We start from the raw sequence: 12715 nt of genomic DNA on the forward strand, positions 1-12715 counted from the left end.
CCCTATGGATTGTAAGATTGCGATATGGCTAATCCGCCTGCTGCTTCCTACAATAATATGTATGTTCACAACACACAGCATATAGGTACCAAAACACGGAACCTGAAAGGGGTAAACATGACGATTCAATATCATGAACAATTGCGTATATTTGCAATACAGACACAACATTCATCCTATATTTTCGGAATTAATGAGAGAGAACACCTCCAGCATCTGTATTGGGGAGATCCAGTGAGTATCGAGGACAGTGTCCCTTTGCTCCATCTACAATCCCACAGCTCTTTTGACGCGGAAGTGGAAGGAGAGGTGGAGGAGTACAGCTTCTGGGGAGGCGCATCTTATACAGAGCCATCTCTGAAACTGCGCATGCCTGATGGTGTCCGCGATCTTCAGGTTAGGTATGACCGTCACGAGATCATTGAACAGGATGCCAGACAGACGCTGATTATTACGTTGAAGGATCAGGTGTATGCACTTGAAACGCAGCTGGTCTATCGGGTCATCCCGGAATTCGACCTGGTGGAGCGTTATGCCAATATCATAAATACGGGGCAGGAGTATATTGTGCTGGAAAGCATGCAATCCGCAGCCTGGACCTTGCCATATCTCCAGGATTACCGCCTGACGCATGTTACGGGGAAATGGTCGGGTGAATTCCAACTGCGCAATACCATTTTGACAGAGGGAAAAAAGGTACTTGAATCGCGGAGAGGTTTCACGGACGGTCATGCCAACCCATGGTTTGCGATTGATGATGGTCTTTCCACAGAAAGCGGCGGTGGGGTATGGTTTGGTGCTCTTGCCTGGAGCGGTAACTGGAAGATTGTTGCAGAGAAGACGCCATTCACACATGTGAGGGTGACAGGTGGCATCCATGATTTTGACAATGAATGGTTGCTGGGTGTGGGAGAAACGTTTGAGACGCCTGTCTTTGTCGGCGGATTCAGCTCTGAGGGCTTTGGCGGCATGAGCCATCGCTTGCATCAGTACCAATACAATTACATACTGCCGCGCAGTGAAATCGGAAAAGTGCTGTACAACTCCTGGGAAGCTACTTATTTCGATGTTAACGCCCAGGACCAAATGGCACTTGCCGAAAGGGCAGCCAAAATGGGTGTGGAACTATTCGTTGTGGATGACGGCTGGTTTGGGCAGCGGCATTCCGACCGTGCGGGGTTGGGCGACTGGAACGTGAACAAAGAGAAGTTCCCGAACGGACTTGTTGAGCTGATTGACCGGGTTCACGGACTTGGGATGGAATTCGGCATATGGGTGGAGCCGGAGTCGGTTAACCCGGATAGTGATCTCTATAGAGCACATCCGGACTGGGTATATCATTTTGAGACCCGGGGACGGACGGAGCTTCGCAATCAGCTGCTGCTGAACATTTCCAAGCCGGAGGTCAAGCAATACATTATCGATTTTATGACCGAACTGCTTGGTAATCATGAGATTAAGTTCATTAAATGGGACATGAACCGGACGATCACGGAGCCGGGCATGAAGGGTCACCCCAATAACCGCCAGAAAGAAGTATGGGTAAGGCATGTCCAGAGTCTCTATGATATCTGGGCACGGCTCCGAGCCAAGTTCCCGGATGTAGAGTTTGAGACATGCGCAGGAGGCGGCTCAAGGATTGATCTGGGCATCTTCCGTTATGCCGATCAGTCCTGGCCGAGTGATAACACGGATGCGTTCGACCGCCTGAGCATTCAGGAAGGCTTCTCGTATACGTACGCACCACGTATGATGACCTGTTGGGTAACCGAGTCACCTACAGGAATGAACGGTCGAAACGTCTCGCTGAAGTATCGTTTCCACAGTGCAATGATGGGTACGCTTGGTATCGGCTCCAATCTGAACGAGTGGAGTGATGAATGGATTGAACAGTCCGGGGATTTCATCGGTCAGTACAAATCCATTCGCCACCTGGTGCAATTCGGCAGACAATTCCGCCTGACTTCGCTTCGCCATAAGGGAGTTACTGCTGTCCAGTACAGTGATGCCGCCGCAAGTGACCATGTGCTGTTCGCTTTTCTTCACTCGCAGAAGCTGGGTGAACCGTTGCCTAGACTCCGTTTGGCAGGCCTTCAGGCTGACAAGACCTATCTCATTGAAGAACTGGGGTTAACGGTCAGTGGCCGTGCGCTGATGAACATCGGGGTGGAGTTGCCTCTGCGCGGCGATTTCGACAGCCTGGTGTATCGTATTCGTGAGCAGGTATAATAGGATGTTGTAGAACGGTTTAAAAGGAGTGCTTTGCAGGCCGATAACGGCTGCAGCGCACTCCTTTTTTATTGGATCTCTTTTTGTGGCAAACGGATCTGTACGGTAGTTCCCATACCAGGTTTGCTATACACTTTAACACCGTAGTATTCACCAAATTTCAGCTTAATCCGCCGATCCACATTTGAAATGCCATAACCCCGTCCTTCTTTCTCTTCAAACAAAGCCTCAAGCTTCTCTCGCCGCATACCCATGCCATCGTCAATAACCGATAAGATGATACTATTGTTCTCGATGACACCCTTGATATGGATAGTTAGAGGCCGATCCTGATTCCAAAGAGCGTGAATCACTGCATTCTCCACAAAAGGCTGCAGCGCAAGCTTCACGGTCGAGTAAGGCAGAATCGATTGATCTATCGTGTAGATGATGTTCAGCTTGCCCTTAAACCGTATAAGTTGAATGGCATTATAACTCTTGGTCAGTTTCAGCTCCTCATTGATGGTCAGGATGCTCTTTCCTTTGTTCAGGGATATCCGATAAAACTTGGCCAGATGAAGAACCATATCCTGAATCTGTGGATCCTGATGCTTCACGGCCAGAGAAGAGATCGAACCGAGTGTATTATACAGAAAATGAGGATTGATCTGAGCTTGAAGCAGGTCCAGTTCGGCTTCCTTGCTCTGCAGCTCTTTCTGGTAGACTTCTGTAACCAGACTTTTCAACCGAGTTGTCATCTGTTCGAATGCAAAGTGAAGCTGTCCGATCTCATCACTGCCCATTTGCTCCTCATGAGTAGGGTTGAAATCCCCTCGCTCAATCCGCCGAATCATCCGAATTAACGTCCTGATGCGATTGCTAAACAGCGAAGCAGTAATATAGATGAGCAGCAGCGCCACGCCGATGAAGCCCAGAGAAATTTTGATAATGAGCTGAGAGAGGGATTTAGCATCCTTGATAATACTGTCATACGGGAAAATGGACACCGTTCTCCAGCCATTTTTGAGCGTGTTATAGACGGCTAGAGCCTTCACGCCTTGATATGTTGTATCAAATCTGCCTGAAGGCGTCTCGTCCAAATTCTGATGAAGCAATTCGGGCAGACTTGTATTGATTAACTGTTTGTCCGCTGAAGACAGAATCATACCCTTGTCATTGATAATAAAAATATCTTTGCCACCTGCTTCTTTTTCCATGAGAGAATAGATGACCGACTCGGAAATTTGAAAGACCAGCATCCCGTAGGGGTACTGATTACTATTGTTGTTCAGCAGCCGGGCGAGTGTAAACATGGCAGGTCCGTTCTCTGTCTGCGGCGTGGAGAGATGAATAATGTTCCCATAGGATTGCTGCAGCTTGTGAAACAGTTCCGTGTCCTGAACTTCCGGTGTGATCGGCCGGATATAATAATTGTCTTTGGGCAGCGACGGATTATCCGAATAAATGAATGCGCTATCAAAATCAGGGTAGGCAGCCATCACGGTGTCGATTCGATTGCCAATATAATTATAGACATCCAGATAAGATGGATCATCCTGATACTCGTTTGTGAGGTAATTGGCAAGGCGGTTATCCAAATAAATGGAGGCGGAAATGTGTTCGTAGCTATCCAGTTTGTTCTCCAGATTTTTAGTAATCTGAGCCGTTGAGTTTGTCATGTTGATGTAGATCTGCTCAGTAAGCTTCGTTTTGGTGAGCTCATAGGAAAAATAAACCAACAGCATCATCGGAATGATCGTGACCAGAACAAATACCATAAACAGTTTGGAACGAAAACTCAGGTTTACAAAAGGCATGTACATAAATTTTCTATAAAATTGGCGCATCCGGAAGCCCTCTCTTGACTGAATATTCGTTGCAAAGTTCATCATAGCAGAGTGAATATGGAAATCCAATCCTCTCTTTGCACAAAAACATCTTTAAAAAGGGGTATCTTTCGGAGAATTCAACTATGGCGAGTAATCCGTGTCAAATTTATGATGAATAGGAGAGAAGTTGAATCAAGATATGGCCGGCCATGCTGCTGTATAGAAAAAGGGAGGGTACTTAATGCATAAGGTAAGCGCTATCAAAACAGTCAGGAGCAATAATCTGATAAGCAGACTAAAAGAGCAAAAATGGTTATTCGTGCTTATGCTTCCTGCCTTCATTGCGACATTGCTATTTTCCTATGGTCCGATGTTTGGACTATATATGGCGTTTACAAACTATCAGCCGGGTGGGGGATCGTTCTTACATCAGTTCTTCCATGCCGAATTTGTAGGTTTCCAGTGGTTTGAGTATTTCTTTACTACAGGGGATTTCTATCGGGTTATGCGTAATACGCTTGCGACAAGCTTGCTGACACTGTTCTTCGGATTTCCTGCGCCAATCATCCTTGCGCTTGTACTGAATGAAGCGAGACAGGGATTTTTCAAACGTTTTGTACAGACGGTTTCTTATCTGCCGCATTTTATCTCATGGGTTATTGCAGCCAACATTGTGATTACGCTGCTGGCTTCGGATGGAATGCTTAACAATATTCTGGTTCTGCTGGGCATTGTCAAAGAACCAGTTGCATTTTTGCAAAACGGGCCTCTGTTCTGGTGGATTATCGCATTGTCGAACATGTGGAAAGAGATGGGGTTCAGTGCCATTATGTATCTGGCCGCAATCGCTTCCATTAATCCGGAGCTCTACGAAGCGGCCAGGGTGGACGGAGCCAGCCGATTCAAGCAAATGTGGCATATAACGCTGCCATCCATGCGCCCTACAATTGTCATATTGGCTATTCTCGCGGTCGGAGGCATTTTGAATGCAGGATTTGAACAGCAATACCTGCTGCAAAATAATACCGTGCTTGAATACTCCGAAGTTATTGATATTTATGCTTACAAATACGGACTACAAAACAGCATGTTCTCTTATGGTGCTGCTGTGGGAATGTTCAAATCCGTTGTTGCCTTCATTCTTGTCCTTATCGTGAACCGGATTTCCAGAAAAGTGAACGACCAGGCGTTGTTCTAACTACAAAAGACAGAGGGGAGCGCTTGTAATGATTCTGAACCGATTCGGGGATCGTATTTTCAAAATTATTGTATATTTCATTCTTATTCTCGTATTACTGGTTACATTTCTTCCGTTTTGGAATATACTCGTTCTTTCATTGAACAGCGCGGAGGATACGGTGCGAGGCGGCGTTTATCTGTGGCCCAGAGATCTGACCTTGGACAGCTATCAGCAGATTTTGAAAGATAGCGAGATTTTAAACGGGCTGTGGGTAACCGTCAAACGAACGCTGATTGGCGCACCGCTATCGGTTCTCGTCATTACGATGCTTGCGTATCCGCTAAGTCGGCGGAATCTAATTGGTCGCAAAGGATGGAACCTGTACTTTATCTTTACCATGTATTTCAGTGGCGGACTGATTCCGTTCTACATGGTGCTTAAGGCGCTGAATATGATTGATACCTTTTCGGTGTTCATCTTGCCAAGTTTGATGAATGTCTTCTATATGATCATTGTCCGTACCTTCATGGAACAGCTACCCCATGAGATTGAAGAATCGGCGAGGGTAGACGGGGCTAACGATCTGACCATTTTCTTCCGAATTGTGATGCCGCTGACAACACCTGTACTTGCAACAGTGGGACTTTTTCAAGCGATCGGGCATTGGAATGCGTGGTTTGATTCCTATGCGTTCACCTATAGTTCGGATCTGAAGACTCTGCAAGCCGTGCTCGTGAAAATATTAAATCAGTTTCAGACCGGTGGCATGATTTCGCAAACGCAAATGCTGGCCAACTCGGCCAAACGAAATGCCGTTTCCAGCGATACCATTCGAATGGCTGCTACGATGGTAGCCACATTACCGATCGTGATGGTGTATCCGTTCCTGCAAAAGTACTTTGTTAAAGGTATGACTTTGGGAGCGGTAAAGAGTTAAGCGATTCCATGATCCGGTTGTGGGACGGACTCGTCCTGCGACCTCTCCTGAAAGGGGGTGGGCCAAGATTGTTTTGTAATTGCTCGATCATGCACTTTAGGAATTTATTCATTGGGAGGAATCAGGGTGTCAATGATAAAGACAAAAAAATGGATTACGATGGGTATGACTGCTGCATTAGTCGTTGGTTTGTTAGCGGGCTGCTCCTCTAACGATGGGGAGAACAAAACAGCAGGTAAAGATGGGGAACAAGGCCCGATTACGCTGACCTGGTTTGATGGCAATACCAAAGGAGAACCATTTACCGATGCAGTTGCCCAGGAAATTACCAAAAAGACGGGCATAGAGATCTCCATCCAACAGCCAACAGGTAACCCAACAGAAAAACTGAGCCTGATGCTCGCCAGTGGGGACTATCCGGATGTGGTAGTCATGAGCCGGGGAGATGCTTCCTTAGACAAATACATTTCAAGCGGGGCATTCATTCCACTGGATGAGTTAATTGAGAAATATGGTTCTGATCTGAAAGAAATGTACGGAGACACCTTGACCAAAACACGTAATACTGACGGCAAGAACTACTATCTGGCAAACTGGTATGGACTCGACAGTGATCCGGTCTTCGGTATGCTGATGAGACAGAGTCTGTTGGAAGAGTTCCTTCCGGATAAAGCAGATGGTTCACAGCCACTCACAACAGATGAATTCGAATCACTCCTGAAAAATTTTAAAGAGAAATACAATACGATTGATGGCAAAGAGTCCATTCCGATGACGATGAACGGGGAGAACATGGGCGCAAATCTGGGAACATTCAAAGGCATGTGGGGCTTAAAAACGTATTATGACAACAACGGACGTCTGCAATATGATGTCAAGGACCCCAAATATCGCGAAATGCTGTTATATATGAATCGCTTATATAGAGAAGGTCTGATCGAAAAGGAATTTGCGATCAGCAAAACACAGACCTGGATTCAAAAGCTGACGACTGGAGCGGTATTCGCTACCCCAGGTGCATATTGGGACCCGGGGAACGGGAATGCGGCCCTGAAGAAGGACGGCGGGGAAAAGAATCAACTCTTTGCTTACAAAGTTGTTGCTCCAGGTGTAGATCCGGCTCAAACGACGTTTGGTCCAAGAAGTTCGCTTGGATGGGATGCGATCGCAATTACCAAAAACAACAAACACCCGGAAGAAACGATAAAGCTGTTTAATTATCTGGCGAGTGATGAAGGACAGCATTTGCTGCTGTGGGGCAAGGAAGGCGAACAGTACACCATGGTGGATGGCAAGCGACAACCGAAACCTGAATTCCTGCAAAGCTTCAAGGATAATTGGGATGATACGGTGAAGAAAAGCGGCGTTCGCAAATGGTTATGGTTTATCAAAAATGGTCTGGACCCGAACGGACAGCCGTATGACATGGCGGTTAAATTCCAGCGCAGTGAAGTGGATGAACTGGCCATTAAGAGTCTGGGCGATTCCGTATGGGATACAGCACAGTATGACAACCTGAATCCGGATGGGGGAACACCTCAAGCGCTGACGGCCCAGAAAGTGAAGGATATTATGGATCAGAGCATTACGAGAGCCATTATTGCCCCAAGTGAAGCTGAAGCTAACTCTGTATTTGACAAGATGCTGGAGGATATGAAGAAGGCTGGCGATGAAAAAGTGGAAGATATCATTAATGAGAAATATGCTCAGCGTATGGAACTGTGGTCTTCGAAATAATTGGAAATCAACTTATAAATAAACGCTTATATCAAAAAACCTAAGTTTTCTTAAACCCGTTAATCTGTGATTTGATGAGATTAACGGGTTTTTATTGGGATAAAATAGATGGGGTACGGCAATGCAATGTTTTTTTGTCCTTAATGGAGTGAGTAAAAAATGAAATAATAATTGCTTCTCGATTGTGTATGCGATATATTGCATATAAGAATAATTGTAATGAGGATGAAAACAATGCCAATTCCTAAAGATTTTTCCTTACCAGTCCGTATGTCCGCAAAAGAAAGAGCGTTTTCTCAGATTCAGCGATGGATCATTGATGGAACACTGCAACCAGGTGAAAAGCTTATTGATGCGGAAATGGCTGAATCGCTTGGAGTCAGCCGGACACCGATTCGGGAGGCATTTCAGTTACTCGAAGTTCAAGGCCTCGTGTCCATGCATCCAGGAAAAGAAACAAAAGTAACGAATATTGAGAAAAACGATATTTTTAAGATGTATTCAACAATGGCTGCTCTTCAGGCCTTAGCTGCTGAAATCACTGCCAAAATTATTGTTCCAGAACAGATCGAGAAACTAAGATCCATAAATTTGGAATTCGCAAGTTCTATTAAAAATGGACAAGTTTATCAGGCTATGGAGGTGGATGAGCAATTTCATAATCATATTGTGGAGCTCTCAGATAATCCTTATGTAGCTACATTTAATACATCTCTTCAGATTCACATTAGGCGATTTAAATACGTATTTTTAAAACAACCTATTACGGCTACACTAGCTTCAGTTGAAGAACATGATCAGATTATTAAAGCTTTTGAAGGCAAAAATAGCAACGATGCCCATAATTTAATGAAACAAAATTTTATTCGACCGATGCAGGAACTGAACGAAATACTTTGAAATGAGGGAAGAAACATGGAAAATAAAAAAGATCTTCGCATTCGAAGCAAGGTAATCAGTGAAGGTGCTAACCGGGTACCGAACAGAGCGATGCTGCGTGCAGTTGGATTTCAAGATGAGGATTTTAAAAAGCCAATGATCGGAATAGCAAGTACGTGGAGTGAAGTAACACCGTGTAATATGCACATCAATGATTTAGCGGTGCAAGCTAAGCAGGGCGCACGTAATAACGGCGGTGCTCCACTAATTTTTAATACGATTACCGTTTCTGATGGGATCTCGATGGGGCATGGCGGGATGTTGTTCTCGCTACCAAGTCGGGAAGCTATAGCTGATTCGATTGAAATTGTGACCGGAGCCGAGCGTTTTGACGGCGTTGTTGCAATCGGTGGGTGTGACAAGAATACGCCTGCATGTTTGATGGCTATTGGACGGATGAATATTCCTTCCGTTTATGTATATGGAGGAACCATTCAACCTGGTAATCTCGACGGTAAAAAAGTGGATATCGTTTCAGCTTTTGAAGCCGTTGGGCAATATCAAGATGGAAAAATAACAGATGAACAATTGCATAAGGTCGAATGCAGTGTTTGTCCAGGTCCAGGGGCTTGTGGGGGGATGTATACCGCTAATACGATGGCCGCAGCTGCAGAAGCAATGGGTATGTGTTTGCCTGGTTCTTCTTCGACATCAGCTATCTCAGCGGATAAAGCATTGGAATGCGAAGCAGCCGGTAAGCAGGTCATCTCACTTCTTGAACAGGAAATCTACCCAAGAGACATTATGACGAAGAAAGCATTTGAGAATGCGATCACCGTTGTTATGGCTCTAGGGGGATCAACCAACGCATTTCTCCATCTGCTAGCTATTGCGCACTCCGTAGAAGTGGATTTAACCTTGGATGATTTTGAACGAATTCGCTTGCGTGTTCCTCATTTGGCAGATCTGAAGCCAAGTGGTCAGTATGTCATGCAGGATTTGAATGATATTGGTGGTGTTTCCGGGGTAATGAAGCTATTGCTCGCTGAGGGATTACTTCATGGGGATTGCCTCACCGTAACTGGTAAAACGTTGGCGGAGAATTTAGCGGAAGCTGCTCCACTTCAGAATGATCAAGAGATTATACGTCCACTCAATAATCCGCTTAAACCAAATGGACCACTGGTTGTGCTTCGAGGAAACCTAGCTCCTGAAGGCGCTGTTGCCAAAATGTCAGGCATGAAGATACAACAGTTTTCCGGACCGACAAAGGTGTACGATAGCGAAGATGAAGCGACAGAAGCGATCATGAATGATGAAATTCAAGAAGGGGACGTATTGGTCATACGCTATTGTGGACCGAAGGGTGGACCAGGTATGCCTGAGATGCTTTCCGTTACAGCACTCATTGTAGGGAAAGGTCTCGGTGGGAAAGTTGCTCTCATAACAGATGGTAGGTTCTCGGGTGGCTCGCATGGATTTGTAGTCGGCCATGTATCCCCTGAGGCACAAGTAGGTGGACCGATCTCTTTGCTCCAAAATGGAGATATTATCACCATTGATAGCGACATTCAGGAAATTAAGGTTGAAGTGCCAGAAGAAGAGTTGGCCGCTCGAGCGCAAGCTTGGGTACAACCGCCACTGAAAGTGAAATCCGGTGTACTTGCCAAATATGCTAAATTAGTTTCCTCCGCTTCTAAAGGGGCAGTAACAGATTTGATGGAATAAACAAATAAAGAATACTTTTTGTAAAGATTAAATTTTTATACCCCCGTTAGTTTCATTATTTGAAAATTAAAGGGGGTTTTTTTTGTTTAATAATGGGCTGTGTACTGAGTTTATTAGACGATTTCGAGGGATAAGACATGTTCCCATTAAAGTCGCTATATTAGCGGCTTTTTTTTGTTTTATCGGTACAAGTTCTTGTTGCCGGTGACTATACTCATATTAACTGAGGAACGGAATATAGATACACTCCTTGCCATATGAATTTTTGATTATACGCTGGCTGTTTTTTTCTTAGTACATGTTTGTTTATTGTTATACCATGTGTTCCAGCCTTACACAACGGAGTTGGAAACCCACAATTAACTGCAGATTATCTGCTTAGTGCTGTACCGCTTGTAAACAAATATGCTCATAACCATTTTAGAGTCAAGATACTTGTTCAGTATAAAAATATTTTTAATGCTAGAAGCTGATTCTGCAGCCTTTAGAGGATCTCCAGCTTCTTGACCAGCATTAGGGTGATGGGTTCGGTGAAATGTGTTGCTAAGTATTCCATCAGCTTCTTGGATAAGTCCTGTACGGGAAGTTGCTGTACTTGTTCAAATTCAATTTCGCGTATTAGATGCGCGATGATGATGTGAGTCCAACCAAGCTTAATGGCATAATCATCATCCCGCTTCACGTTCTCAAAAGCGACAGCAACGTCTTCATGAACATATGGTTTAGTAATGATGGGATTCTTGGGATGAAAGCGAGCTAGAAGATGTTGGTCTGATAAAGATCGACATCTTTTTTTATTCTCTAATTCAAAGGTCATAGAGATAAACGCCATAAAAGGATTGAAGTTTAAAAGCAAAATATAGGACTGGAATTAAATCCTCAGATCTCAGTTTAGCGCATTACAACAAAAAATAAGACCTGATTTAAACATAAAAGCAAAGAGTTGAGTTTAGATTAGTGTCAAGGGAAGATGAGTTCCACGGGGATGACGGCGTTCTTAGGAGAATAAATATCTTCCATCTGTTCACATAACAGCTTTACGGCTGTTCGTGCCATTTCCTGTTCATCTTGCTGCACATAAGCTACGCCTGAAAGATGTGGATTATCGAAAGATAGTAAATCGATATTTGAGTGATCGTTCAGAAGACTGATCGCGGCGGATGTAAGGCGTGCTGTTTCTTCAGTCAAGGAGAAGGCTGCCGAAATTCCACTGTGGTTCTGCAAGAAGTTGCTTACATAGTCCAATGCTTGCTCGCTACGTAGAATGTCGAGAGGAATGTGACACCACAAGCTCTTGTCAATCGAGATGCCTTGATCTGTGTACGCCTGCTCGAAGCCGAGCGTGCGGTCCTCGACGGCTGTATTGGCATTTTCAGGTGAGATGAGCGCAATCTGCTGGTGACTCTTGGATAGCAAATGGGATACAGCCTTATACGCACCGCCGTAATTGTCGGATGTAATGGTGTACGTCTCAATGTTGCGCAGATAGCGGTCGATGAACACACACGGGAATTTATCGAGCGACAGACGCAGTAATGATTCGTTGTACTTCTCATCTTCTGTTGGAAAAACGATCAGCCCCTTCACACCGAGCTCCGTTAGTGTACGAATGACGTTTGATTCGATAGAGGAGGACTCGCGCGTGATGCTTAGTACCATGCTGAGGCCGGCTTCTTGCAGAAAGTGTTCCGTGTAGTCAACGAGCTTCTGAATGACACGGGTTCTCATCGTCGGAATGATGAAGCCAATGAGCGGCATGGAGGACGCGCTGCATGGGGATGGCGAGAAATTGATACTAGAAACAACAAGACTAGAAGAGACGAATGAGCCTTTGCCTTGTACGCGTATAATTAATCCTTCGTCAGCTAGTAGGGTTAGGGCGTTCTTGACGGTAATTTTACTTACTCTGAATTCGTCCATTAGTTCTTGCTCAGAAGGAATGCGATCCGTTGGCCGAAGTTGCCCTGATTTAATTTTCTGTATAATGTTTTCTCGAATTTGTTTGTAGAGCGCCAGCTTTTTCAAAGAGTAGCATCTCCCCATAAACTTTATGATTTTATAATCAATTGGTTATATAAAGCTTATTTCATATATATTATAATACGGCATGTAAAGCGCTTACAATATGGAATCTGAGAAATTGTTGCGAAGGGGTCTTTTCTTTGAAAGGTTAGAATTATGTTAAGGATGGTGGTGCCAAGGTGTATTGAAACCGCT

Annotated in this window: 9 protein-coding genes; 6 read left to right on the top strand and 3 right to left on the bottom strand. The window is 44.8% G+C overall.

The window, feature by feature from the left end:
- Positions 1 to 117: 117 nt before the first annotated feature.
- Complete coding sequence (locus tag QNO02_RS16095) at positions 118 to 2229, top strand: alpha-galactosidase (protein WP_289389298.1); 2112 nt, start codon at positions 118 to 120, stop codon at positions 2227 to 2229.
- A 68-nt stretch (positions 2230 to 2297) separates the two neighbouring features.
- On the opposite strand, the gene QNO02_RS16100 is transcribed toward QNO02_RS16095, so the two are convergent.
- Positions 2298 to 4055: a cache domain-containing sensor histidine kinase gene (locus QNO02_RS16100; RefSeq protein WP_289389299.1), complete on the bottom strand. Its 1758-nt coding sequence runs from the start codon at positions 4053 to 4055 to the stop codon at positions 2298 to 2300.
- Between the two features lie 223 nt (positions 4056 to 4278).
- On the opposite strand from QNO02_RS16100, the gene QNO02_RS16105 reads away from it, so the two are divergent.
- The 5 genes from QNO02_RS16105 to ilvD all read left to right on the top strand — a co-directional run bounded on the left by QNO02_RS16105 (position 4279) and on the right by ilvD (position 10498).
- Positions 4279 to 5235, top strand: a complete 957-nt coding sequence (locus QNO02_RS16105; RefSeq protein ID WP_062322050.1) for an ABC transporter permease — start codon at positions 4279 to 4281, stop codon at positions 5233 to 5235.
- 28 nt (positions 5236 to 5263) lie between these two features.
- Positions 5264 to 6154, top strand: a complete 891-nt coding sequence (locus QNO02_RS16110) for a carbohydrate ABC transporter permease (protein ID WP_029880772.1) — start codon at positions 5264 to 5266, stop codon at positions 6152 to 6154.
- 132 nt (positions 6155 to 6286) lie between these two features.
- Positions 6287 to 7891 (top strand): extracellular solute-binding protein, encoded by a 1605-nt coding sequence (locus tag QNO02_RS16115; RefSeq protein ID WP_289389300.1) that lies wholly within the window; start codon positions 6287 to 6289, stop codon positions 7889 to 7891.
- Positions 7892 to 8125: 234 nt separating this feature from the next.
- On the top strand, positions 8126 to 8791 hold the full coding sequence (locus tag QNO02_RS16120) for a GntR family transcriptional regulator (protein WP_289389301.1): 666 nt from the start codon (positions 8126 to 8128) through the stop codon (positions 8789 to 8791).
- Positions 8792 to 8806: 15 nt separating this feature from the next.
- Positions 8807 to 10498, top strand: coding sequence for a dihydroxy-acid dehydratase (gene ilvD / locus QNO02_RS16125; RefSeq protein WP_133384988.1), 1692 nt, complete (start codon positions 8807 to 8809; stop codon positions 10496 to 10498).
- A gap of 484 nt (positions 10499 to 10982) precedes the next feature.
- Here the strand turns inward: ilvD and QNO02_RS16130 are convergent, their stop codons facing one another.
- Positions 10983 to 11315 carry a hypothetical protein gene (locus QNO02_RS16130; RefSeq protein WP_289389302.1) on the bottom strand — a complete coding sequence of 111 codons (333 nt, stop codon included), beginning with the start codon at positions 11313 to 11315 and terminating at the stop codon, positions 10983 to 10985.
- Positions 11316 to 11458: 143 nt separating this feature from the next.
- Positions 11459 to 12523 (bottom strand): GntR family transcriptional regulator, encoded by a 1065-nt coding sequence (locus QNO02_RS16135; protein ID WP_289389303.1) that lies wholly within the window; start codon positions 12521 to 12523, stop codon positions 11459 to 11461.
- Positions 12524 to 12715: the final 192 nt, after the last annotated feature.

This window comes from Paenibacillus sp. PK1-4R (assembly GCF_030369595.1).
Taxonomy (GTDB): domain Bacteria; phylum Bacillota; class Bacilli; order Paenibacillales; family Paenibacillaceae; genus Paenibacillus.